Origin of the sequence: Streptomyces sp. NPDC001410 (assembly GCF_042895235.1) — a bacterium.
Lineage (GTDB): Bacteria > Actinomycetota > Actinomycetes > Streptomycetales > Streptomycetaceae > Streptomyces.
The window spans coordinates 525,829-550,651 of sequence record NZ_JBIAWE010000002.1 but is presented as its reverse complement, the minus strand read 5'-3'; the positions used below and the strand labels follow the sequence as shown (position 1 = coordinate 550,651).

Below are 24,823 nucleotides of genomic sequence, written 5' to 3'. Positions count from 1 at the left end.
GAATCTGTCATTTCACGCTACGTCCGGCCCCGGAAAGATTCCCGGCGGCGGACCTGTCCTGCCGAGCCGTTCGTGTCGGCGGGGACGGCTGGGTACCGTCCTTGTCGACCGGCTGGAAGTAGTGGTCCAGCGCCCAGGCGGCCACGTGGGTGCCGGCCCGGCACCCGGCCACGTCCGCCGTGCGGGAGTGGACGCCGCCCCACACACGCGCGTCGACGACGTCCTGGTTGAGGTCGTCGGCGGACCCGTAGAACCGTGTGGTGCCGGTGACCTCGGAGGGGACGTGGAGGTCGATGTGCGAGGTGCCGAGGACGCCGGTCAGGGCGCGTACTACGGCAGCGGTGACGGTCGTATGGCCGGCGATGTAGTCCGGGTGCGGTGGGGTGGGGAGCAGCGGCTCCCAGGCCGGGTCTGCCGTCGTCGCGGGGTTGCCGTCGGTGTCGGCGAGGCGGATGGCGGTGATCGGCCGCCAGGAGCCGTAGTGGAGCTTGGCGTCCCATGCGGTGACGACGGCGTCGGTCGCCGACGCGTTCACGGCGGCGAACAGCCGGGCCGTCTCGGCGATGCCGAGCCGGTGCCGGGCGGCGTGGTCTCGTACGGCTTCCTGGACCTGTGCGACCAGGTTGCCGCTGAAGAAGAGGGCGGTCTCGGTCTGCTGCGCGCTCCTGCCCGAGCCGGTCTTCGCGCCCATGACCTTCAGCTCCTGGACGTCCTCGGCGTAAGCGGCCGAGGAGAGGGCGGATGGTCCGCCGGGGCGGAACTGCTGCGGCGAGGAGAGCAGGAGGGGGCGGAGCCTGGCGAGCCAGGTGTCGATGAAGGGCTGGAACGCGGGCGGGGTGGGCCGCCAGACCCCCGGTGCCGGGGAAGCGGTGAACGGAACATCCGCGAACCTGCCGTCCCCTTCCCGGAGTTCGATGATGCGGGCGCCAGCGCGCCTTCCGTAGTCCACGCCCCTCTCTCTGGCCTGACCGGGCGGAAGAGCGGCGAGCGAGTCCGCGTAGGCGGTGTCGAGCCGCTCCTTGAAGGCAGGGAAGTAGGTGAGCAGCACGTCGTGGGCCGCGGTGGCGGCGGCCGCCGCGGAGGATGCCTTGGCCGGACCGTGCTCGTGCCATTTGTACAGGGCGTAGCCGCCTTCGATCCCCACCACGGCGTTGTACACGGCGACGGAGAGGAACCCCTCCCAGATCGCCACCTGCCCGGAGGGGCGTGGGCCGAGGCTGGTCTTGATCGTGTCGGTGGCGATGGCGTTCCACTCGCGGACCACGGCTGCCGGGTCCGCCACGGTCCGGGTGTCCGCGTCGGGGGGACTGGTCGCGGCGGTGAGCGTCACGAGGGCGATGGCCGCGACGGCGCAGATGAATGCCCGGACACGTGAACGCGGAGGAACGGGAAGAGGGGGCTCTTGATGCACAGCGTGCTCCCAGCGTTGAGTTCCCAAGGCTTAGCAACGGCCCACTGCGCGAGCAAGACAACTCGCCGATACCGGACAGACCCAGGGCACCCTCCCCAGCAAGGCGTTCTTCGCCAAGCTCGGGTTCGGCTTCAACCCGATGTTCACCGACGAGACCGCCGCCTGCATACTGGTCGGCGAACACGCCTTCGTCATGCTGCTCAGCCGCGAGAAGTTCGCGGAGTTCGCGAAACTGCCGATGGCCGATCCCACCACGCACACGCTGGCGCTGTACTGCTTCAGCGTGTCGTCCCGCGAAGAGGTCGACACGGTCAGCGCCGCTGCGCTCGCGGCGGGCGGCTCCGAGGCGGATGGCGCCGAGGACTACGGCTTCATGTACTCACGCAGCTTCTTCGACCTCGACGGCCACGGCTGGCGGTCATGTGGATGGACCCGGCAGCGGCGGAGCAGGGCCCCGAGGCGTTCGCGGCCTCCATGCCGGACGCCGACACCCGGGCCTGACCCACCGCCCAGCGTTCTTGACCGTCAGAGGCAGCAACTTCTTGCCGACGCGAGGCGCTCAGCGGCACGCTGCCGACTCGGCCGGCCGAAGGCGATCTTCGAGGGGGCCGAGCCGATGACCTCCCGCATCCCACGATCCCTCGCGGAGGTTACGCGTCCTGTTGGGCGTCGATTTCGGCGATCAGGGCCTCGATACGGGTCTTGATCTGGTCGCGGATGGGGCGGACGGCCTCGACGCCCTTGCCCGCCGGGTCTTCCAGCGCCCAGTCGAGGTACTTCTTGCCGGGGAAGATCGGGCAGGCGTCGCCGCAGCCCATGGTGATGACGTAGTCGGACGCCTGGACGGCCTCGGTGGTCAGGATCTTCGGCTTGGCCTCGGAGATGTCGACGCCGACCTCCTTCATGGCCTCGACCGCGGCGGGGTTTACCTGGTCGCCCGGGATGGAGCCGGCGGAGCGGACCTCGATCCGGTCGCCCGCGAGGTGGTTGAGGAAGCCGGCGGCCATCTGCGAACGCCCGGCGTTGTGGACACAGACGAACAGCACGGAGGCGAGCGGGCTGGAGGACATCGGTACTTCCTTCGTAAGTGGATCAGCAGTTGGTACGGGGGTCGGGTTCAGCTGCTGGGCAGCGAGGTGAGCAGCTCGGTGGTGTGGGCGTCGATCTCGTCGCGGATGCCGCGGACGACGGCGATCGGCGCGCCCTCGGGGTCGGTGACGGGCCAGTCCAGGTACCGGCGGCCCGGCAGCACGGGACAGGCATCCCCACAGCCCATCGTGATGACGATGTCGGCGGCCTGCACAACCTCGTCCGTCAGCGGCTTGGGGAACGCGTCGGTGAGGTCCACTCCCGCCTCGGTGAGCACCTGCGCGACGACCGGTTCGACCGCGGCGGCCGGGTGCGTGCCCGCAGAGGAGACGACCACATGGCCGTGGGCGCGATGGGCGAGCAGGGCGGCGGCCATCTGGGAGCGTCCGGCGTTGCGGCTGCACACGAACAGCACCCGCGGAAGACCACTTCCCGGTGCGCCCTCGATGTGGGAGAGGGCGTCGAGGCGCTCGGTGCCAGGTGCTCGGCCGGCACGACGAGATGCGTGCGGACACGGGCGTGCTCGGCGAGGCGCTCGTAGGAGTCGGTGATCAGGCGCTGGATGGTCTCCGGGGAGAAGTGCCCGCGGTAACGCACCGAGAGCCGGGCGATACCGGACGCGAGGCGTTCGTCGGGCAGGACAGGGGGCGGCGACGCGGTCATGGGAACCCCCTTCGGGGCATGGGTCCCAACTCGTGCTGGGATACGGGTCCCAAGGATCAGCCCAGGCTGGTATCAGCCGGGAGTGATGTGAGAGTATCAGTCCATGCTGACGTCAGTCGACACTGATCTGTTGCGGGTTCTGGCCGACCCGCTCCGCCTCCAGATCGTCACCTTGCTGGCCAAGGAGACGCTCTGCTCGACGCACCTGATCGAGGAGACGGGGGCCAAGCAGACCAACCTCTCCAACCATCTGAAGGTGCTGCGCGAGGCCGGGGTCGTGGAGACGGAGCCCTGCGGCCGGTTCACCTACTACCGGCTCAAGCCCGACGTCATCGCCTCGCTCGCCGGTCAGTTCGCCGACCTCGCGGAGACCGCGCGCGCCACCGCCGAGAACAACGTCAAGCGGTCCTGCCCCTGATCTTCCGGCGCCCGTCCATCGCCGCGTCCCGTCGCCTTTTCGAACGCACCGAGGAGTCCTGTTGAGCGCCACCGAGGCCACCGAACACGACAGAGCCGAGGAATCCGCCATAGCGCCGGGCACCGCGCCGCAACCCGCCCCGGGCGCCACCCCGCCGCAGACCCCTCCACTGCCGGCCAAGGCCGCCGCTGAACTGGTCGGCACGGCGGCGCTCGTGGTCATCGTGGTCGGATCCGGCATCCAGGCCACCGAGCTGACCAAGGACGTCGGCCTGCAGCTGCTGGCCAACTCCACGGCCACCGTCTTCGGCCTCGGCGTCCTGATCGCCCTGCTCGGCCCGGTATCCGGCGCGCACTTCAACCCCGCCGTCACTCTCGCCGAGTGGTTCACCGCCCGCCGCAGCGGCGCCGGCGTCACCCTGCGCGAGGCGGCCGTCTACGTCCCCGCCCAGATCGCCGGCGCGATCGCAGGCGCTGTCCTGGCCGATGCCATGTTCGGCGAGCCCCTGGTGAAGTGGTCCACCCACGACCGCTCCGCCGGACACCTGCTCCTCGGCGAGGTCGTCGCCACCGCGGGCCTGATCCTGCTGATCTTCGGCCTGGCCCGCACGGACCGGCTGCGCTTCGCCCCCGTCGCGGTCGCCTCCTACATCGGCGCCGCCTACTGGTTCACCTCGTCCACGTCCTTCGCCAACCCGGCGGTGACCATCGGCCGAGCCTTCACCGACACCTTCGCGGGCATCGCACCGGGCTCGGTCGCGGCCTTCATCGGCATGCAGCTCGTCGGCGCCGTGGTCGGACTGACCCTGGTGGCCCTCATCTTCATGCCCGGCCGGACGGCCGAAGAGCAGCCGACCGGATGACACCGGTCTCGCAGGTGGTGGTGATCGGCGGCGGCCAGGCCGGCCTCGCCGCCGGCTACCACCTGCGCCGTCTGGGCGTCGACTTCGTCATCCTCGACGCCCCGACCACACCGGGCGGCGCCTGGCAGCGCACCTGGGATTCCCTGCGCCTGTTCTCCCCGGCCGCCTACTCCTCGCTGCCCGGCCGCCTCATGCCACCACAGCCCGGCGAGGTCTACCCGGACGCGCAGCACGTCGTGGACTACCTCGCCGACTACGAGAAGCGCTACGAGCTTCCCGTCGAGCGAGGTGTGCGCGTCCTCGGGGTCCACCGGGAGGGCGGGAAACTGCGCGTGGAGACCGACTCCGGCACATGGCACGCCCGTGCCGTGATCAGTGCGACCGGAACCTGGTGGAGGCCCTTCCTCCCCGCCGTCCCGGGCCGCACGGCCTTCGAGGGACGCCAGCTGCACACCGTCGAGTACCGGCGACCGCAGGACGTCGAAGGCCGTCGGGTGGTCGTGGTGGGCGGCGGAAACTCAGGAGCACAGATCGCGGCTGACCTGGCCCACCACACCGAGCTGACCTGGGTCACCCAGCGCCCGCCCCGTTACCTCGCCGACGACATCGACGGCCGGGCCCTGTTCGACGCCGCCACCGCCCGCCGCCGCGCGCTCGACGAGGGCCGCACCGACGCCGGCGGCGTCGCCTCCCTCGGCGACATCGTCGCCGTCCCGCCCGTACGCGCAGCCCGTGACGGCAACCTGCTCAAGGCGAGCCCCATGTTCACCCGGCTCGTCCAGCGCGGCGTCGAGTGGGCCGACGGCACCCGCGCGGAGGCGGACGCGATCATCTGGTGCACCGGCTTCCGGCCCGCTCTCTCCCACCTCGCCCCGCTTCAACTCCGCGGCCGACGCGGCCGCATCGCCATGCAGGGCACCAGGGCGGTGGACGAACCGCGCCTGCATCTGCTCGGCTACGGCGACTGGACCGGCCCCGCCTCCGCCACCCTCATCGGTGTCGGCCGCCCGGCCCGCGAGGCAGCCCGCGAGATCAGCACGCTACTCGCCGCGGGCGCGCGTCAACCGCCGGGCGCGAATCCGGTTTCCCGCCTCAGCGATCCGTGTGGGTCAGCGTGAGCTGCTGGCGATGGAAGTCGAAGTGCCGGGTCGGGTATCGGTAGAGGTCGGCGATGGTCATGACGTCGCGGAAGAACGGGTCCCAGCGGGTGGGGTAGTGCATGGCGAGCGCGAGGTCGCTCTCCCGTTCGGCGTCGAGGCGGCCGTGCAGGAAGGTGATCACACGGTCAAGGACCGTCCCCATCCGGCGGCGCCCGAGGACCCTCGCCCCGCCGACAGGGCCCAGGTAGTTGACCACGTCGAAGGGCTTGGTTCCCGCGTTGAGGAGCCGGGCGAAGGCCCGGCTGGCACCGCGCGGCAGCCGCCCGAAGATCCGCAGCAGGACCAGCAGCGGCCAGATCAAGAGGTAGCCGAAGAGCATGTGGAACAGCAGCTGCTCGTTGGTCCACCGGGTGCCGTCGGTGGGCCGACGCAAGTCGTCCTCGGTGGCTTCGTCGAGAAGCCCATGGAACGTCGCACGGGCACGTTCCAGCTCTTCGTGGACCGCCTGACGGTCCACCGACGGCTCGTCCATCGGACCCTCCCGCTCGCCGTACGGTTTGTGCGGTCGGCTCAGCCGAGAGTGCCGAGCATCTGCCCCATCGCGGCGACCACCGACGGCTCCACCCGGTAGTACACCCAGGTGCCACGCCGCTCGGAAGTCAGCAGCCCGGCCTCCTTGAGCTTCTTCAGGTGGTGGGAGACGGTCGGCTGGGAGACGCCGACGTCGGAGATGTCGCACACGCAGGCCTCGCCACCCTCGTGCGAGGCGACCAGCGAGAACAGCCGCAACCGCACCGGATCGCCGAGCGCCTTGAACATCCGAGCGGTCTTCTCCGCCTGTTCAGCGGTCAGGGGGCGCTCGGTGAGGGGTGGGCAGCACGGCACCACAGCGTCGGAGCCCTCCGGCTCCAGCAGCGGCAGCACCTTCATATTCGACATATGTCTATGTTGACACATGTCGAACCAGGATGGCGAGGGTCAAGCATTCGATAGATGTCTATATTGACGTCTACCTAATCAGGTGCCATGCTGGCCGCACAAGCCATCGACAAACGTCGAATCAAAGGGGAACCCCGTGGCCGTGTCCATCAACAGCGTGCCCACCACCGACCAGCTGCCCGTCGTGGTCATCGGAGCCGGCCCCATCGGCCTCGCCGCAGCCGCCCACCTCGTCGAGCGCGGCCTCGAACCGCTGGTCCTGGAAGCCGGACCGTCTGCCGGCTCCGCCGTCCGGGACTGGGCGCACGTGCGGCTGTTCTCCCCCTGGGCCGAGGTCACCGACCCTGCCGCCGAGAAGCTGCTCGCCCCGACCGGCTGGGTGCGCCCCGACGGCGCCACCTGTCCCACCGGCGACGACTGGGCCGAGAAGTACCTGCAGCCGCTCGCCGACACCCTCGGCGACAAGGTCCGCTACGGCGCCACGGTCACCGGCGTCGCCCGCGCCGGCCGGGACCGCATCGTCGACTCCGGCCGCGACGAGCAGCCCTTCACCGTCCACATCCAACTCGCCGACGGCCACGAGGAGCGCATCGCCGCCCGCGCCGTCATCGACGCCTCCGGCACCTGGTCCGTCCCCAGCCCGATGGGCGCCGACGGCCTGCCCGCCCTCGGCGAGAAGACGGCCACCGACCGCGTCTCCTACCGCGTCCCCGATCTGGGCGACCCGGCCGTCCGCGCCCGGTACGCGGGCAAGCGCACCGCCGTCGTCGGCTCGGGCGCCTCGGCCTTCACCGCCCTCGCCCACCTCGCCGACCTGGCCAAGGAGGAGGACGGCACGCACGCGGTGTGGATCCTGCGCCGTGGTATCAGCGCGAACACCTACGGCGGCGGCGAGGCCGACCAGCTTCCCGCCCGCGGCGCACTGGGCCTGCGCGCCAAGGCCGCAGTCGAGGCAGGCCACGCCAGCGCGGCCACCGGCTTCCGCACCGAGGCCGTCGAGCGCGACACCGACGGCCGCCTGATCCTGGTCGCCGAGGACGGCCGCCGCCTCGACCCGGTCGACGAGATCATCGTCCTCACCGGCTTCCGCCCCGACCTCTCCTTCCTCTCCGAGGTCCGCCTCGGCCTCGACGAACGCCTCCAGGCCCCGACCGCGCTCGCCCCGCTCATCGACCCCAACGTCCACTCCTGCGGCACCGTCTACCCGCATGGCGTGAACGAGCTCTCCCACCCCGAGCAGGACATCTACCTGGTCGGCATGAAGTCCTACGGCCGCGCCCCCACGTTCCTCGCGATGACCGGCTACGAGCAGGCCCGCTCCATCACCGCCGCCATCGCCGGAGACCGCGAAGCCGCCGAGCGCGTCGAACTGACCCTCCCCGAGACCGGCGTATGCGGCGGCGCCGGCCTCTTCGACGACCCCGAAGCCGCCCAGAACGGCGGGGGAGGCGGGTGCTGCGCAGCCCCGGCCACCCTGCAGATCGGCATCGGGGCCCCGGCCGCCTCCGGCGGCTGCTGAACCCACACCCACAAGGAGGTTCGCCATGTCCCGCGTACAGCTCGCCCTCCGCGTCCCCGACCTCGACGCGTCCATCGCCTTCTACACCAAGCTGTTCGGCACCGAGCCCGCCAAACTCCGCGACGGCTACGCCAACTTCGCCATCGCCGAACCCCCGCTCAAGCTCGTCCTCATCGAAGGCACCCCGGACGAGCCGACACGCATGGACCACCTCGGCGTCGAGGTCGAGACGACCGAGGCCGTCCACGCCGCCACCACCCGCCTCGGCGAGGCCGGCCTGGCCACCGACGTGGAGAACGACACCACCTGCTGCTATGCCCTCCAGGACAAGGTCTGGGTCCACGGCCCCGGTCAGGAACCCTGGGAGGTGTACGTCGTCAAGGGGGACGCCGACTCCCTGGCCAAAGAGCAGGGAAGCACCTGCTGCACCGGCCCGGCCGAGGCCGACCCGAAGGAACCAGCCGTCGCGGGCGGCTGCTGCTGATCCACCGATGACCAACCTCCCTGCACCAGGGAGGCGCACGGGCACCCGGCAACCATCAGACACGACTGAGCCCCTTCCCCATCAGGGAAGGGGCTCAGAACGTCACGCAACTCAGGGAGGCCCACTGCGGGGCCTCCATGCTCCGGCAACGGCGTCCGCGGCGTGCACCGCGGGACACGAGGCTGCGTCCGAGCGGAAACGCCAGCAGCCGCCGGCGCAACTTCTTGCCGGTCGGGCCGATTTGGATGTGGGTGTCCATCTGCGGCCACATACCAACGGACCCAAAACCGCTACCGTGCTGGTCCTGGGAAAGCGAACGAGGACGCGCGCCGCGACTGACCGCATTCAGTACTCGGTTGAGGCCGAGTGGACCGAGGTCGACTCAGCCCTCCTGGAGGAGCTGAAGAAGTCGGAGACCCAGGTGCCGGACGACGCGCCGCGAGCCCTGCGGTCCGTCCGGTTGTACCGGCGGGCCGTGTCGGCTTTCGTGAGCAGCCGGGCTGTGCGGTGGGGAGCGCCGCGGTTGCCGGGCCCTGGCTGCGGTGATCTACTCGGTAGTGGAGCCGGAGTTGTGAAGCACCCTGCCCGATACCCGACGAAGCACGGCGAACGATGCGGACGCCGGCCCACGGCAGGACCGCGTCGTCGATGGAGCCGGCTGTTCGGCCGGAGACGGTGAGACGCCGTGGTGCTCAGCGACGGGAGATGAGCGCTGAAATGACATCTGAAGCCACGATCAGCCGCCCCCTGCAGCGACTGCGTGACCAACTCACAGGAGCGGCGTCGAGCATCGGCCATGCGGCGACGGCGACGGGCAGGGTTACGGCGGACGCCGTGCGCCACCCCCGAGCAATGGCCGGACGCGCCCGCGAGGCATCCCAGGCGCTGCCGCTGATGTGGGAATCGGTGAAGCCGGTGCTGACCGGCCACGTCGGGGACTGGCGCCGAGAATACGCTTACACCCTCGGGGAACAGGCCTTCGTCTATGGGTTCCCGTACATCTACAACGCCCGGCTCCGCCACCGGTGGGTGACCCGGAAGCCCGACACCGACACGACGCCGTATGCCGCCGTCAACCACTTCTGGCACGCCCGCACGCTTTTCGACGCCTCGGACCGGGAAGGTCTGGCCCCCAACAACGACACCCTGTACTCGTTCGCCTGGGTCGACCTGAGCGAGGAACCCGTCATCCTCTCGCACCCGGACATGGGCGACCGCTACTTCACCTTCGAACTGGTCGGCGTCACCTCCGACAACTACGACTACGTGGGACAGCGCGCCACCGGGTCACACGCCGGAGACTTCGCCATCATCGGGCCGGGATGGACGGGAGACCTCCCCGAAGGGGTGCGCCGCACGGCGACCGCCCCCAGTCCCTGGGCCGTGATCGTCGGCCGGACCCTCGTCGAAGGCGAGCCCGACCTTGCGAACGTTCATGCACTTCAACGCCGGTACCGGTTGACCCCGCTCCATCTGTTCGGCAAAGAAGGAGCGCACGTTCCGGAACGCCGTGACGTGCTGGAACCGATCGACGCGGCAGATGATCCTCTCGGTCCGTGGAAGACCCTGAACGCGATGCTGGCCGAGAATCCGCCACCCCGACACCACGAGGTTCTGCTGAAGCAGTTCGCCGAGATCGGAATCGGGCCCGGGCTCGATGTCGAAGCCCAGCCCGAATCCGTCAAGCAGAGCCTGATCCGGGCCGCGACGACCGGCGTTCGCATGCTCGAACAGCAACTGCTCAGTGGTGAATGGGCTCAAGTCATCAACGGCTGGCGCTACCCGCCACCACAGATGGGACGGTTCGGGGACGATTTCCTGAGGCGAGCCGCGGAGCAGTCTTTTGTCGGCGTCGCCGTCAACGATCCCGAGGAAGCGGTCTACCTGGCCGCCTTCCACGACGCGGACGGCAGCAAGCTGTCCACGGGCCGCTACGAACTGCGCTTCGAACCAGGGAATCTGCCCCCTGTCGACGCCTTCTGGTCGCTGACCGCCTACGGCGAGGACAGGAACTTGGTCCCCAACCCGATCGGCCGCTACTCCATCGGTGACCGCACTCCAGGACTGCTCACCGACGGTGACGGAAGCTTGACCCTCCACCTACAACCGGAGTCACCAGGTCCCGCCCGTGAGCCCAACTGGATTCCCACACCACAGGGCATTTGGTTCATCGGCTTGCGCATGTATCTGCCACGCCCCGAGGTCATCGACGCCCGATGGGTGTGCCCGCCGATCAAGCGCGTCGGCTGACGGCACCGCGGAGCGGGCCACGGCACGGCCGACGACGGGCTCGGCACGCACCCTAGACCATGGGCTCCTTGCGGCGGGGCATCAGCAGCAACGCCAGCACGGCCACAACGAGCGGCAGGATGCTGACAATCACCATGGTGAGCCGTAGTCCGTGGGCGAAGTCCAGCCCGAGGTCCAGTCCTGAAGCCTGACGGAGCAGGTTGGAGTCGTATACGGTGCTGCCCGGACTCTGCGCCAGTCCGCTGCGCACGGCATCCACGGCCCGCCCGGCCCGGGCCACCGACAGCCCGCGTGACTTCGCGTCCACCAGCCACTGCCGCTGGAAGAAGAAGTCGAGAAGCAGAACGTAGACGGTGGGCCCGAAAGCGGCGCCGGTCATCGCGAAGGCCATCTGCACGGAGGCCACCGTGCCGGAGCGCCCGGGCGGCGCCTGGGAGAGGACCGTCTCGGACACCGATGCGGAAGTGACCACCGACCCGAGGTTGCACAGCCATGTGGTCGGCACGAGCAGCCACACCGCCATCGTGGGGCCGGCGGTCCCCGCCAGCAGCAGTCCGCTTGCCGCCATCACCAGCAGGCCGGTGACCATCACCGGCCGCGGGGTGTACTTCCCGATCAGGCTCCCGGCCAGGATCACGGCACCGGCGATCAGCAGTGTGCCGGGGAGGTACAGCAGGCCGATGGACTCGGGTGAGAGCGACAGCACAACGCTGCCGAACTGCCCCAGGACGATGCCGAGCCCCGCGATCAGGAAGTTCAGCGTGAGGGTCGCCGCCAAGGCGACGCTGAACGGTGCGCTGCGGAACAGTGCCAGGTCCAAGGCGGGTTCCGGGGTGCGGCGTGCATGAAGCACGAAGAGCACGGCGACGGCCGTGCTGATCAACAGCGGCACCCAGGTCTCGGGCCGGAGGATGCCGTTCTGCGCCGCGGCGAGGCCGACGACAAGGGCCAGCAGAGTCGCCCCGATCAGGGTGACACCGACCACGTCGAGGCGACGGCCCTGTTGGACGGGTGATTCCGGGATGTACCGGACCGTCAACCCCAGCGACACCAGGCACAGCAGTGGAGCGATCAGAAACAGGAACCGCCAGCCGACGGCCGTCACCGCCCAGCCCGTGAACGTGGGGATCACCCCGCACAGGATCACGTCGACGGCCATCAGGACACCGATGGCGACCGGCCGCCTCTCCGGCGCCACGGACACCTTCAGCAGGGCCAGCGGCACTGCCAGCAGCGCGGTCATCCCCAGCCCGGCCAGAAAGCGCATCGCCAGCAGGAAGCCGTAGCCGGGCGAGAACACGGAGAGCAGGTCGGCGACCGTGACGACGACCAGTCCCAGCATCAGCAGGCGTTTGAGCCCGACGGAGTCCCCGAGCCTGCCCGCGGCAAGTACGGAGGTGGCCATCACCAGCGTCGCTGCTCCGCCCAGCAGCCCGACGACTTGCGGCGGCACATGGAGGGCCCGGCTCACCTGCGGCAGATTCAGGCTGAGCACCAGCGGGTCGACGACGGTGACCGTGAAGGCGAGGGCGAGTCCGAGGATGATCGGCAGGGCCGTCGCGTTGGTACGTGACTCAGCGGACGACACCGGAGCGCCTCCCATGATCCCACGTCGCATTCCGGTCAACGCTAACCCGGCCATTGCGCACCGTCGGGCTTCCCCGGGCCGACACGCACGGAAGCCCGGCATTCGGAGTACATACGTCGCCGTGGCCGGTCCCACGGCGGGGAAGTTCGCCCGCGGTCCGGGCTCGCTTCCACAGGATGGCGGGCTTGGCACTCCCCGAGCCCGAGTCACCCCCCGCCAGTGGAGCCGCCGGACGGCAGCTGCCGCCTATGCGGGCCCACACCCACGGAGAATGCCAGGATGTCGCCTGCCGGGCTGACGGCATCACTGGCGAACCCCCCTCCCCCCGTGGCGACCTCACCGGCAGGGCAGGTCCGAGCACGGCGTCCGGAAGGAAGCCGACGGCGCCGACACCTCGCCCACCTCGACGCGCGTGACCACTCGAAGTCGGCCCTGGACCAGCCTCCTTGACCGTCAGAGGCAGCAACTTCTTGCCGGTCGTCCCGATTTGTATGACCGTATCCATCTGCGGGCAAGGCCACACCACACGCCTTCCAAGCCCTCGCATCCGGCACACGGCCGGCGCTGGGGGTCACGCGACACATGGGGTGAGCCGGCCGGGTCGCCAGGCATCCGCCGCCGCGCTTGGTCGCAGCCGTCCCGCACCGTATGAGGCACAGGTCCAGGAGGAAACGGAGCACAACTGCGGACCTGTTCCCATTCCGGGGCCTGTTGTCAGGCGGATTCGGAGCTGACGAGGACCAGCCCGCTGCTTCAGCAGTTGATCTCCGCCCAGATCGTCTTCCCCTGAGCATGGTGGCGTGTCCCCCAGCGATCGGCGAACTGTGCGACAAGCAGCAGGCCGCGGCCGCCTTCGTCAAAGACACGGGCACGCCGCAGATGCGGGGCTGTGCTGTTGCTGTCGGAGACCTCACAGATGAGCGCGGCGTCACGGATCAGACGCAACCGAATGGGTGGCTGCCCATAACGGATCGCGTTGGTGACCAGCTCGCTGATCACCAGTTCCGCGGTGAAGGCAACATCGGAAAGTCGCCACGCCGCCAGCCGAGTCTGGACTTCCGCACGAGCTCCGGCCACCGCGGCAGGGTCGGACGGCAAGTCCCACGTGGCGACCTGACTGGCGTCCAGGACACGGGTGCGGGCGACCAGGAGAGCGACATCGTCCCGCGGCTGTGCGGGGAGCAGGGTCTGGATCAGGTCCTCGCAGACGGCCTCCGGCGAGTGCGCGGGCTGCTCCAGACGTCGGCGCAGTAGCGTGAGGCCTTTGTCGAGGTCACGGTGGGTTCCCTCGACGAGGCCGTCGGTGTAGAGCGCAAGGAGGCTGCCTTCGGGAAGTTGCCACTCGACCGTTTCGAAGGGCAGCCCTCCTACGCCCAGTGGAGGCCCTGGCGAGACGTCGATGAAGTGCGCCGTGCCGTCGGGCGTGGCGACGGCTGGAGGCGGGTGACCCGCACTGGCAGCTGTGCAGCGCCGTTCAACGGGGTCGTACACGACGTACAGGCACGTGGCGATGAGATCGGTGGTGGTGTCGAGGGCTGACTCGGCCCCGGGGTCCGCGGTGGGGTCCTCCTCTGTCGCCAGGTGGGTGACGAGGTCGTCGAGGTGGACAAGGAGTTCGTCGGTGGGAATGTCGACATCGGCCAGAGTGCGCACTGCGGTCCGCAGTCGGCCCATGGTGGCGGAGGCGTGCAGGCCGTGGCCCACCACGTCCCCGACCACGAGGGCGACCCGCGCGCCCGACAGGGGGATCACATCGAACCAGTCGCCCCCCAGCCCCGCCCGGGTTCGAGCCGGCAGGTAGCGATAAGCGGCCTCGACCGCGTCCTGGGCGGCAAACCGCCGTGGGAGCAGACTCCGCTGCAGGGCCAGGGCGGTGGTGCGTTCGAGGGTGTAGCGGCGTGCGTTGTCCACGGCCACGGCGGCACGTGCGCCGATTTCCTCTGCGAGGAGCAGGTCGTCGTCCTGAAAGGGTTCCTGACGCCGGTGGCGGACGAAAACGCCCACGCCAAGCGTGATACCGCGGGCACGCAGCGGAATCACCATGATCGAGTGGACTCCGAACGTCTGGACCACCCATGACCGCTTGGGGTCGACCGCCTGCCAATCCTTGATCGCTTCGTCCAAGGAGCGATGGAGCGAGGGCCGACCGGTGGCCAGACAGCGCGCGGGCGGCGAGGACTGCGGGTAGTAGTCCACATCTCCCGGTCGGATCAATGCCTCGGGCACGCCAGGGAGCACGGACTGTTGCGCAGCGCGACGGAGAGCGACAGCGTCGGTGGCAGAAGGCATCGGCTCGACACCCCGGAACAGCGAATCCAGCAGGTCGATGGTGACGAAGTCGGCAAGCCAGCCCACAGCGACATCTGCCATCTCCTGAGCTGTACGCATCACGTCAAGAGTGCTGCCCACCTGCGTACTGACATCGTTGAGCAGGGCGAGCCGCTCGCGGGCCAAGTGCTGTTCGGTGACGTCGAGCGCGGTCAGTTGCACGCACCGTACCTGTCCGGTCGGCGTCTTGAGCGGGGACACGGTGATGGACCAGACCCGCTCGCGTGCCGTGGGCCGCGCTCTGCCACGCACGTGGAACTGTTCCGGTTTCCCCGTCTTGAACGCGCGGCGCATCCCCTCCTCAACCGATTGGCAGATGTGAGGCGGCATGATCTCGGTGACCCGCCGACCACTCAGCTGCTCTTCCGAGAGAGCAAGCTCGCGAACAGCGCCGGCGCTCGCTCGTAGGGCTCGCAGCTCGGAATCGAACACCATCAAGGGCAGATGACACTGCGCGAACGCTTCCTCCGTTGTCGTCGTCGCACGCAGTTCTGGGCGGTCCGGCGCAGTCGCCACGACCAACTGTTGCGCGTTGCCTTCGCCGTCGAGCGACGAAAAGGCGCGCAGTCGCACCTCGATGCGTTGGCCGTCCCGGTGGCGGAGCACGGCAGTACTGCTCCGCCCGTCGAGGACCGCGGAGAGGACATCTTCCGCATCGGGATCCAAGCCGAGCAGACGGGCTGCAGGGCGCCCAACGACGTCCTGATAGGGGTAGCCAAGCAGCTGCTCGGCGCCGGTGCTCCACCCTGTAACAATCCCCCGTCCATCGACGACGGCCGTGGCTGAGGCCGCCGGGTCGGGGAAGAGGCCGGAGCCATTACCAGTTGTGGCGCCGTGCATTTCGATCATCGCCTATCTGGCATGCGAAAGCCGGAGGTGTGGGGAGATGCCATCCCGACCGTGGGGTGCCGCGAGTGCCCTCTACCCCCACTTCTACCGTTCCCCGCTCCCGCCCGCAGGTCGGCGCGGTTCCTCTTGAGCGACCCCGAACACAGAGGGCTTGGCGATCACCAAACGCAACCAAGCCCCCTCCTGGTCAGGGAAGGGGCGCAACCCGTCACGCCGCCCGGCACCAGCCTGGACGGCCCCTCAGACCCACTGCACCCCGGAGACGATCTGCGAGCCGCCGCTGGGAGCCGGCAATGGTGTCCGAGGAGACGTCGGCAGCGCCAATGGGTGCGGACGTGAGACGCCGACTGCAGCCGGCGCAGCCGCCACCTCGTCCGCGCTCACCCCGCCGGCGCCTCAACCACCCGATCGAGTGCCTCGCTCACCTCAGTGCGCGTGACCACTCGCGGCCGGCGTCGGCCCAGCGTTCTTGACCGTCAGAGGCAGCAACTTCTTGCCGGTCGGGCCGATTTGGATGTGGGTGTCCATCTGGGGGCACACGCCGCAATCGAAGCACGGCGTCCAGCGGCAGTCCTCGACCTCGGTCTCGTCGAGGGCGTCCTGCCAGTCCTCCCAGAGCCAGTCCTTGTCCAGGCCGGAGTCGAGGTGGTCCCAGGGGAGGACCTCCTCGTAGGTGCGCTCGCGGGTGGTGTACCAGTCGACGTCGACGCCGAAGGGGGCGAGGGCCTTGTCGGCGCAGGCCATCCAGCGGTCGTAGGAGAAGTGCTCGCGCCAGCCGTCGAAGCGGCCGCCGTCGTCGTACACCGCGCGGATGACCGCGCCGATGCGGCGGTCGCCGCGGGACAGGAGGCCCTCGACGATGCCGGGCTTGCCGTCGTGGTAGCGGAAGCCGATCGAGCGGCCGTACTTCTTGTCGCCGCGGATCTTGTCGCGGAGCTTCTCCAGGCGGGCGTCCGTCTCCTCGGCGGAGAGCTGGGGAGCCCACTGGAAGGGGGTGTGGGGCTTCGGGACGAAGCCGCCGATCGAGACGGTGCAGCGGATGTCGTTGGACTTCGACACCTCGCGGCCCTTCTGGATCACGTGCATGGCCATGTCGGCGATCTGGAGGACGTCGTCGTCCGTCTCCGTGGGCAGGCCGCACATGAAGTACAGCTTCACCTGGCGCCAGCCGTTGCCGTAGGCCGTCGCGACCGTCCGGATCAGGTCCTCTTCCGAGACCATCTTGTTGATGACCTTGCGCATGCGCTCGGAGCCGCCCTCGGGGGCGAAGGTGAGGCCGGAGCGGCGGCCGTTGCGCGTCAGCTCGTTCGCCAGGTCGACGTTGAAGGCGTCCACCCGCGTCGACGGCAGGGACAGGCCGATCTTGTCTTCCTCGTAGCGGTCGGCCAGGCCCTTGGCGATGTCGCCGATCTCCGAGTGGTCCGCGGAGGAGAGGGACAGCAGGCCGACCTCCTCGAAGCCCGTCGCCTTCAGGCCCTTGTCGACCATCTCGCCGATGCCCGTGATCGAGCGCTCGCGGACGGGGCGGGTGATCATGCCGGCCTGGCAGAAGCGGCAGCCCCGGGTGCAGCCGCGGAAGATCTCCACCGACATGCGCTCGTGGACCGTCTCGGCCAGGGGGACGAGCGGCTGCTTGGGGTACGGCCACTCGTCGAGGTCCATGACTGTGTGCTTCGACACGCGCCAGGGGACGCCCGACTTGTTGGGGACCACGCGGCCGATGCGGCCGTCGGGGAGGTACTCGACGTCGTAGAACGCCGGGATGTACACCGCGCCCGTCTTGGCCAGGCGGAAGAGGACCTCCTCGCGGCCGCCGGGGCGGCCCTCCGCCTTCCACTCGCGGATGATCTTCGTCATGTCCAGCACGGCCTGCTCGCCGTCGCCGATGATCGCCGCGTCGATGAAGTCCGCGATCGGCTCCGGGTTGAAGGCCGCGTGGCCGCCCGCCAGCACGATCGGGTCGTCGATCGTGCGGTCCTTGGACTCCAGGGGGATGCCGGCCAGGTCCAGGGCCGTGAGCATGTTCGTGTAGCCCAGCTCCGTGGAGAAGGACAGGCCGAACACGTCGAAGGCCTTCACCGGGCGGTGGCTGTCCACCGTGAACTGCGGGACGCCGTGCTCCCGCATCAGGGCCTCCAGGTCCGGCCACACGCTGTAGGTGCGCTCGGCGAGGACGCCCTCCCGCTCGTTGAGTACCTCGTAGAGGATCATGACGCCCTGGTTGGGCAGACCGACCTCGTACGCGTCCGGGTACATGAGCGCCCAGCGGACGTCGCAGCTGTCCCACTCCTTGACGGTGGAGTTCAGCTCGCCGCCCACGTACTGGATCGGCTTCTGCACATGCGGGAGCAGAGCTTCGAGCTGTGGGAAGACCGACTCGACAGACATCGCGGGGATTACCTTCGTGAGCTGGCAGGGGTGACCATCAAGCCTAACCTGATCGCGGGCCTCCCCCGTACGCTCAGACGGACGGCCCGGCTGTGATCTCCCGCCACAGACCCGGCAGCTCCGCCTCCACGGCCGCCGCGGCCGCCTCTTCTCTGCCGTACAGCAGCCCGTACGTGAACGCGCTCTCCCCCGCCGCGTGTGCCACCGCGGACAGCTCGCGCAGGGTCAGGCGGGCCATGACGCTGTCCTGGTGTTCGCCGAGCAGGCTGGTCAGGGACTTCATGGACTTGGCCAGGGAGCGGGCGGGGCCGCCCAGGGCCGGGATGGCCGCCTCCCCCGCGTACCGGGTGCGCTTCGCCTTCTTGCGGGCCTCGTGGATGGCGGTGTCGCGTTGTTCGCCGGGTGGCTGGTCCAGGGCCTCGGTGACCAGGCGGGAGACCTTGGCGAGGTCCTTGCGTACGGCCTCGGCGATCACCTTCTCCGGCTTGCCCGCCGCCTTCTTCCCGAGCGGCGGCTCGGCGAGCACGGCGTCCAGGGTGTCGAGCAGGGCCAGATACCGGTCGGAGTCCAGGACCCCGACGACGTGGCCGCGGGCGCTGTCGTGCTTGGCGGTCGCCCAGGTGGTGAGCCGTTTGTGCACGGGGCCGGACACCAGGGCGGGCGGCAGGGTGTCGAGCAGGGCGATCAGGCGCTCCGCCAGCACCTCCTGGTCGCGGCCCACGCCCAGCTCGCCCGCCAGCCACTTCAGCTCGTCGGCGATCGGGTCGGTGACGGTGCGGTCGAGGACGGTGCCGAAGGTGCGGAAGGTGCTGCGCATGCGGCGGGTGGCCACCCGCATCTGGTGGACGGAGTCCGGTACGTCCCGGCGGACGCCCGGGTCGTACCCGAGGATCGCCTCGCGCTGTTCGCGCACGTAGGCGAGGACGTGGTCGCCTGCGGTCACGGGCTTGGCACGCCGACCGGAGCCGGGCCGCGGGCCGCCGGTCTGCTCCAGCGCCCGGGCCAGCTTCGAGGGCGACTTCGAGCGCCGTACACCCGCCTTGCGCAGCCGCTTCTCCACCTTGTCGAGGAAGGCCGGATCGCCGTCGTCGGCGAGTTCCACCTCGATCTCGGTCCACTGGGCGGTCCCGCCCGCGCCGGAGAGCCGCTCGGCGGTCACGGTGTCCACGCTCGCCTCGGCCAGCAGCGCGCCGTCGGCGTCCACGAGGTGGCGTACGTCGCGGGCGGAGCGGAGCCGGACGAGGGGGACCAGTTCGGTGTGGCGGACCCGGGAGCGGACCAGTGCGGCGATCTCGTCGGGGACGGTGTCGGACAGCGGTGCCCTGATCTCGTCGCGGACGCCGGGGGCGACCGGGAACTTCAGGTGCCAGCCCGCGTCCGAGCCTCCGGTGCGGTGGCGCAGGGTGAGGGCGGCGGCGGCCAGCCGCTCGTCCGCGGTGTCGTAGTAGGTGGCGTCCAGTTCGACGAGGCCCTTGTCGAGGACGTTCGCCACCCCGCCGACGCCGGTCAGGTCGGGCAGGCCACTGTCGTCGGATTCGTACTTGCGCTCGATCTCGCGTTTCGCATCCGCCATGAATTGAATCTAGTGGCAGAACGGTCGGGAGGGCAGGGGCCAACCAGGGTGAATGGCGGGAAAACTCCCGCCATCCAGCCGGTGAACGCCCCCGCCCGTCCGGCGGACGTCCTCACGCGGACATCGGCCGCTGCACCTTGATCGACTGCAGCAGTCCCACCGCCACCCACACCGCGAACATCGACGATCCGCCGTACGACACGAACGGCAGGGGCAGACCGGTCACCGGCATGATGCCGAGGGTCATGCCGATGTTCTCGAAGGACTGGAAGGCGAACCAGGCGACGATGCCGGCGGCGACGACCGTGCCGTACAGCTCGGTCGAGTCGCGGGCGATGCGGCAGGCCCGCCACAGCACCACGCCCAGCAGGAGGACGATCAGGCCGGCGCCGACGAAGCCCAGCTCCTCCCCCGCGACCGTGAACACGAAGTCGGTCTGCTGCTCGGGCACGAACTGGCCGGTGGTCTGCGAGCCGTGGAAGAGGCCCGCGCCGGTCAGACCGCCGGAGCCGATGGCGATGCGAGCCTGGTTGGTGTTGTAGCCGACACCCGCCGGGTCCAGCTCCGGGTTGGCGAAGGCCGCGAAGCGGTTGATCTGGTACTCGTCCAGGATGTGGAGCTGCCAGATGGCGACACAGCCGATCACACCGGCGGTGAGCAGGCCGAAGATCCAGCGATTGGAGGCGCCGGAGGCGAGCAGCACGCCCAGGATGATGGCCACCATGGCCAGGACCGTGCCGAGGTCGGGCATGAGAAGCACGATCAGGATCGGCACGGTGGCCAGGCCCAGCGCCTGCACGACCGTGCGGTGGTCGGGGTACGGCTTGTCCCCGGCGTCGACCCGGGCCGCCAGTATCATCGCCATGCCCAGGATGATCGAGACCTTCACGAACTCGGCGGGCTGGAGCGAGAAGCCGCCGCCGAACACGATCCAGTTGCGGCTGCCGTTGATGGTGGCGCCGAGCGGGGTGAGCACCAGCAGCACCCCGAGCAACGACATGCCGTAGAGGACCGGCACGGCGTTGCGCAGGGCGCGGTGGCCGAGCCAGATCGTGCCGATCATCAGGGCGAGTCCGATGCCGAGGTTCATCAGATGGCGGACCAGGAAGTAGTACGGGTCGCCCTGGTTGATCTCGGTACGGTTACGGGTCGCGGAGTACACCAGCAACGAGCCCAGCAGCGACAGCACGAGGGCCGCCAGCAGCATCGGCCAGTCGAGCCGGCGGGCCAGCGAGTCGCGGGCGAAGATCCTGGTCCAGCCGGCCCGCTCGGGACCGTACCCGGAGACGGAGAAGCTGTTGCCGGTCATGTGAGCTTCCTCCGGCTCCCCCTCCGGCGCGGCCGCCTGCGGGTGTTGCTGTTGCCCGTGCTGGGCGAGGGGCTGGTGGCGGGCTGCTGGTTGTCGTCGTTGGTGGGGTTGTCCTTCTGGGAGGCCTCGGCGTCCTTACCCGGGTCCCCGGTGACCTTCGGGGCGGCGATCGTGCCGTCCGTGCGGACCTTCGGCAGGCCCTTCTGCGGCTCGGGCAGCAGCGCCTTCTTGTTGTCGATGGAGCCGTCGCCCTGGACGCCGTAGAGCGCGCTGTAGATGTTGCGCACGGCCTCACCGGAGGAACCGGAACCCGTACCGGCCTGGGCGATCGTCATGATCACCGAGTAATCCTTGGTGTACGTTGCCAGCCAGCCAGTGGTCTGCTTGCCGTAGACCTCCGCCGTACCGGTCTTGGCGTGCAGCGCGATCTTGTCCTGCGGCCAGCCGCCGAACTTCCAGGCGGCGGTACCGCGGGTGATGACGCCCGCGAAGGCGTCGTCCATGCCCTTGAGGGTGGCCTGGCTGACCGGCAGCTTCCCGGACTTCCTCGGCTTGATCGGCGTGACCGTCTTGCCGTCCGCGCTGATGACCGCCTTGCCGATGGTCGGCTGGTACATGGTGCCGCCGTTGGCGACGGCGCCGTAGATCACGGCCTCCTGGATCGGCGTGACGAGCGTGTCGCCCTGGCCGATGGAGTAGTTGATCTCGTCGCCCTCGCGCATCTTGTTGCCTTCGAGGCAGTTCTCGTAGGCGATCTTCTCGACGTAGGAGCCGTCCTTCTTTCCGGACTTGCACCAGGCGTCCTTGTTGGCCTTCCAGTAGTCCAGCTTCCACTGGCGGTCGGGGACGCGGCCGGTGACCTCGTTGGGCAGGTCGATGCCGGTCTCCTTACCGAGGCCGAACTGGTGGGCGGTCTTGAAGAAGTAGTCCCTCGGCTGCCCCTTCTTGGGGTTGATGCCGCCGTCCTTCTTCCACTCCCGGTCCGCGAGGCCGTAGAAGACGGTGTCGCAGGAGACCTCCAGCGCTCGGCCGAGCGAGATCGGGCCGAAGCTCTCGCCCTCGAAGTTCTTGAAGACCTGGCCGCCGACCGAGTACGAGCTGGTGCACGGATAGCCGCCGTCCCACTCGTAGCCGGCCTGGACCGCGGCGGCCGTCGAGACCACCTTGAACGTCGAACCGGGCGCAGCCTGACCCTGTATGGCCCGGTTGATCAGCGGGTAGTCGGAGTCCTTGCCGGTGAGGGCCTTGTAGTCCTTGGCGGAGATGCCGCCGACCCACACGTTCGGGTCGTAGGTCGGGGCCGAGGCCATGGCGACGATCCGGCCGGTCTTGGCCTCCATCACCACGACGGCGCCGGAGTCGGCCTTGTAGTTCTCGCCGGTGATCTTGTCGAACTGCTGACGGGCCTTCTTCATGGCCTTGTTCAGCTCGTACTCGGCGACCCGCTGCACCCGGGAGTCGATGCTGGTGACCAGGTTGGAACCGGACTCGGCGGCGTCCGACTTGGCTTTGCCGATGACCCGGCCGAGGTTGTCCACCTCGTACCGCGTCACGCCGGCCTTGCCGCGCAGCACCTTGTCGTACTGGCGCTCCAGGCCGGAGCGGCCGACCATGTCGGAGCGCAGGTAGGGCGAGTCGGTGTCCTTGGCCTTCTGGATCTCGTCGTCGGTGACCGGCGAGAGATAGCCGAGAACCTGGGCGCTGTTGGACTTGCCCGGGCCCGCGTAGCGGCGCACGGCCTCCGGCTCGGCGGTGATGCCGGGGAAGTCCTCGGCGCGCTCACGGATCTGCAGGGCCTGCTTGGGCGTCGCCTCGTCGGTGATCGGGATCGGCTGGTACGGCGAGCCGTTCCAGCAGGGCTGCGGGGTCTTGGCGTCGCACAGCCGGACCTTCTGGGCGACCTCCTCGGGCTTCATGCCGAGGACGCCGGCCAGCTTGGCGAGGACGGCCTTGCCGTCGTCCTTCTGCTTGAGCAGGTCGGTGCGGGAGGCCGAGACGACCAGACGGGTCTCGTTGTCGGCGAGCGGTACGCCCCGGGCGTCCAGGATGTCGCCGCGCACGGCGGGGTCGACGACCTGCTGGACGTGGTTCCCGGAGGCCTCCTTCTGGTACTCGGCGCCCTCCCGGATCTGCAGGTACCACAGGCGGCCGCCGAGCGTGCCGAGCAGGGAGAGGACGAGGATCTGGATCACGACCAGTCGGGTCTGGACTCGTGGAGTCCGTCCGGTCTCGGGAATGTTGGTCACTGCGGCTGTCTCCCCCTCTCAGTACGTGTACGTGTCATATACGACGAAGCTGTGCGTGCTCCTGAGCAACTCGCGCGTGCTCACAGCCGCTTGACCCCCTTGATGCGGCCGACCCGGGTCGAGCGGGTGCGGGCCTTGGCCTTGAGGCCGCCGAGGCCGCCGCGCTGGCTGCCGATGCGCAGGCCGGTGCCGGAGGAGAGCCAGCCGGAGGAGATGTCGCCGGCCTTGGCGGCGGGGCTGGTCTCGGCCAGCGGGTCGTTGTCGGAGCGGCGGGCCAGCCACATGATCCCGGGGACCACGAAGGGCGCGAGCAGCAGGTCGTACAGGGCGGCCGAGAACAGCAGCCCGGTCAGGCCGACATGGCGGGCGGCGGTGTCGCCGACCAGGGCGCCGACGCCCGCGTACAGCAGGGTGGAGCCGACGGCGGCGGCGACCACGACCGCCATCGGGCCGGTCGCCGACTTCAGGCGGCCGTTCTCCGGCTTGATGAGTCCGGCGCCGTAGCCGATGACGCACAGCACGAGGGCGTAGCGGCCGGCCGCGTGGTCGGCGGGCGGGGCGAGGTCGGCGAGCAGGCCGGCGCCGAAGCCGACGAGGGCGCCGCCCACATGGCCGTACACCATGGCCAGGCCGAGGACGGTGAGCAGCAGCAGGTCCGGGACGGCGCCGGGCAAATGCAGGCGGGCGAGGACGCTCACCTGGATCACCAGGGCGACGACGACCAGCGCGCTGGAGAGCAGGATCCGGTTGACACGCATGGGGATTCAGCTCCTACTGCTGCTGCTCGTCGGTGGCGTTCGCGTCGGCGGACGGTGTGACCGTGACGGTCACCGTCGGTGTCGGTGTCGGCTTGGGCTTGGTCGGCAGGACCTCGTCACGCGGGTCCTTCTTCGGGGCCTCGACGACCACACCGACGATGTCGAGCTGGGTGAAGCTGACGTACGGCGTGACGTAGAGCGTGCGGGTCAGGCCGCCGCCGGAGGGGTCGATGCGGGAGACCACGCCGACCGGCACGCCCGGCACGAAGGGCTTGTCGGCCTGGGAGCCGAAGGTGACGAGCCGGTCGCCCTTCTTCACCTCGGCCTTGCCGTTGAGGAGTTCGACGCGCAGCGGGCGGTCGCCCTGCCCGGAGGCGAAGCCGAGTTCGTCGCTGCCCTCCATGCGGGTGCCGACGGTGAAGTCGGGGTCGTTGGCGAGGAGCACGGTGGAGGTGTCGGGGCCGACGGTGGTCACGCGGCCGACGAGGCCGTCCCCGTTGAGGACGGTCATGTCCCGCTTGATGCCGTCGCTCGCGCCGGCGTCGATGGTGATGGTCCAGGAGAAGCCCTGCGCCGACCCTATGGCGATGACCTGGGCGCCCTTGATGCCGTACTGCCCCTCGCCGGAGATCTTCAGCATCTTGTCGAGCTGTCCCAGGCGGCTGCGGTTGCGGTCGTCGCTGCCGAGCTTCGCCTTGAGGGCCGCGTTCTCCTTCTCCAGCGCGGCGAGCCGGTCGTGGCGGCTGCCGGAGTCACGGACGGCGGAGACGGCGTCGCCGACGGGATCGACCGCCGAGGACATCCCGTTCTCGATCGGACCGAACACCGCTGCCGCGGCCTGCCGGGCACCGTCGACCGGCGAGTTCCGGCCTCCGCGGATGTCCACCGTGATCAACGCGAACGCGATGGCGATCAGCAGGACCAGGAGCAGCCGGCTCTCTTTCGTGTCCCTCACGTGCGGCGGCCGTGCCCTTCCTCGGTAGGAATTCGGGGACCCCTCAAGGCGCCACTGGCGAAGCGCAAACCCAAGGGGCCCATTTGTGGGAGCT

19 protein-coding genes and 1 pseudogene are annotated in these 24,823 nt (G+C 69.6%); 6 read left to right on the top strand and 14 right to left on the bottom strand.

The window, feature by feature from the left end:
* Positions 1-7: 7 nt before the first annotated feature.
* From ACFY3C_RS05985 to ACFY3C_RS05970, 4 genes and pseudogenes are all read right to left on the bottom strand, one after another.
* Positions 8-1,330 carry a vanadium-dependent haloperoxidase gene (locus ACFY3C_RS05985; protein ID WP_390769860.1) on the bottom strand — a complete coding sequence of 441 codons (1,323 nt, stop codon included), beginning with the start codon at positions 1,328-1,330 and terminating at the stop codon, positions 8-10.
* A gap of 731 nt (positions 1,331-2,061) precedes the next feature.
* A complete protein-coding gene (locus ACFY3C_RS05980) occupies positions 2,062-2,481 on the bottom strand; it encodes an arsenate reductase ArsC (RefSeq protein ID WP_386571797.1) in 420 nt (139 codons plus the stop codon).
* A gap of 47 nt (positions 2,482-2,528) precedes the next feature.
* Positions 2,529-2,906: a low molecular weight phosphatase family protein gene (locus ACFY3C_RS05975; protein ID WP_390769859.1), complete on the bottom strand. Its 378-nt coding sequence runs from the start codon at positions 2,904-2,906 to the stop codon at positions 2,529-2,531.
* Between the two features lie 128 nt (positions 2,907-3,034).
* Positions 3,035-3,163 (bottom strand): annotated as a pseudogene (locus ACFY3C_RS05970) (arsenate reductase ArsC); the annotation flags it as partial.
* Between the two features lie 103 nt (positions 3,164-3,266).
* Here ACFY3C_RS05970 and ACFY3C_RS05965 point away from each other — a divergent pair.
* From ACFY3C_RS05965 to ACFY3C_RS05955, 3 genes are all read left to right on the top strand, one after another.
* Complete coding sequence (locus tag ACFY3C_RS05965) at positions 3,267-3,581, top strand: ArsR/SmtB family transcription factor (RefSeq protein ID WP_390769858.1); 315 nt, start codon at positions 3,267-3,269, stop codon at positions 3,579-3,581.
* A 61-nt stretch (positions 3,582-3,642) separates the two neighbouring features.
* On the top strand, positions 3,643-4,443 hold the full coding sequence (locus tag ACFY3C_RS05960) for an aquaporin (RefSeq protein WP_390769857.1): 801 nt from the start codon (positions 3,643-3,645) through the stop codon (positions 4,441-4,443).
* Complete coding sequence (locus tag ACFY3C_RS05955) at positions 4,440-5,561, top strand: ArsO family NAD(P)H-dependent flavin-containing monooxygenase (protein ID WP_390769856.1); 1,122 nt, start codon at positions 4,440-4,442, stop codon at positions 5,559-5,561. Before ACFY3C_RS05960 ends, ACFY3C_RS05955 begins: the two co-directional genes overlap by 4 nt.
* Here ACFY3C_RS05955 and ACFY3C_RS05950 read toward each other — a convergent pair.
* Complete coding sequence (locus ACFY3C_RS05950) at positions 5,536-6,075, bottom strand: DinB family protein (RefSeq protein ID WP_390769855.1); 540 nt, start codon at positions 6,073-6,075, stop codon at positions 5,536-5,538. The two genes, ACFY3C_RS05955 and ACFY3C_RS05950, sit on opposite strands and share 26 nt — an antisense overlap.
* Positions 6,076-6,113: 38 nt before the next feature.
* A complete protein-coding gene (locus ACFY3C_RS05945; protein ID WP_390769854.1) occupies positions 6,114-6,482 on the bottom strand; it encodes an ArsR/SmtB family transcription factor in 369 nt (122 codons plus the stop codon).
* A gap of 142 nt (positions 6,483-6,624) precedes the next feature.
* On the opposite strand from ACFY3C_RS05945, the gene ACFY3C_RS05940 reads away from it, so the two are divergent.
* From ACFY3C_RS05940 to ACFY3C_RS05930, 3 genes are all read left to right on the top strand, one after another.
* Positions 6,625-8,001 (top strand): FAD-dependent oxidoreductase, encoded by a 1,377-nt coding sequence (locus ACFY3C_RS05940; RefSeq protein WP_390769937.1) that lies wholly within the window; start codon positions 6,625-6,627, stop codon positions 7,999-8,001.
* Between the two features lie 25 nt (positions 8,002-8,026).
* Positions 8,027-8,485: an ArsI/CadI family heavy metal resistance metalloenzyme gene (locus ACFY3C_RS05935; protein WP_390769853.1), complete on the top strand. Its 459-nt coding sequence runs from the start codon at positions 8,027-8,029 to the stop codon at positions 8,483-8,485.
* Between the two features lie 852 nt (positions 8,486-9,337).
* Positions 9,338-10,735, top strand: a complete 1,398-nt coding sequence (locus ACFY3C_RS05930; protein WP_390769852.1) for a DUF1254 domain-containing protein — start codon at positions 9,338-9,340, stop codon at positions 10,733-10,735.
* 52 nt (positions 10,736-10,787) lie between these two features.
* Here the strand turns inward: ACFY3C_RS05930 and ACFY3C_RS05925 are convergent, their stop codons facing one another.
* The 8 genes from ACFY3C_RS05925 to mreC all read right to left on the bottom strand — a co-directional run bounded on the left by ACFY3C_RS05925 (position 10,788) and on the right by mreC (position 24,729).
* Positions 10,788-12,323 (bottom strand): MFS transporter, encoded by a 1,536-nt coding sequence (locus ACFY3C_RS05925; RefSeq protein WP_390769851.1) that lies wholly within the window; start codon positions 12,321-12,323, stop codon positions 10,788-10,790.
* A gap of 753 nt (positions 12,324-13,076) precedes the next feature.
* Entirely contained in the window at positions 13,077-15,500 is a 2,424-nt protein-coding gene (locus ACFY3C_RS05920) for a SpoIIE family protein phosphatase (RefSeq protein WP_390769850.1), read from the bottom strand.
* 426 nt (positions 15,501-15,926) lie between these two features.
* Positions 15,927-17,888 carry a TIGR03960 family B12-binding radical SAM protein gene (locus ACFY3C_RS05915; protein ID WP_386571779.1) on the bottom strand — a complete coding sequence of 654 codons (1,962 nt, stop codon included), beginning with the start codon at positions 17,886-17,888 and terminating at the stop codon, positions 15,927-15,929.
* Between the two features lie 73 nt (positions 17,889-17,961).
* Entirely contained in the window at positions 17,962-19,461 is a 1,500-nt protein-coding gene (locus tag ACFY3C_RS05910; protein WP_390769849.1) for a CHAD domain-containing protein, read from the bottom strand.
* Between the two features lie 112 nt (positions 19,462-19,573).
* Positions 19,574-20,770, bottom strand: coding sequence for a rod shape-determining protein RodA (gene rodA / locus ACFY3C_RS05905; protein ID WP_390769848.1), 1,197 nt, complete (start codon positions 20,768-20,770; stop codon positions 19,574-19,576).
* Positions 20,767-23,016 carry a penicillin-binding protein 2 gene (gene mrdA / locus ACFY3C_RS05900; protein WP_390769847.1) on the bottom strand — a complete coding sequence of 750 codons (2,250 nt, stop codon included), beginning with the start codon at positions 23,014-23,016 and terminating at the stop codon, positions 20,767-20,769. Before mrdA ends, rodA begins: the two co-directional genes overlap by 4 nt.
* A gap of 80 nt (positions 23,017-23,096) precedes the next feature.
* A complete protein-coding gene (gene mreD, locus ACFY3C_RS05895) occupies positions 23,097-23,774 on the bottom strand; it encodes a rod shape-determining protein MreD (RefSeq protein WP_386571773.1) in 678 nt (225 codons plus the stop codon).
* A gap of 13 nt (positions 23,775-23,787) precedes the next feature.
* Positions 23,788-24,729: a rod shape-determining protein MreC gene (mreC, locus tag ACFY3C_RS05890; protein WP_390769846.1), complete on the bottom strand. Its 942-nt coding sequence runs from the start codon at positions 24,727-24,729 to the stop codon at positions 23,788-23,790.
* Positions 24,730-24,823: the final 94 nt, after the last annotated feature.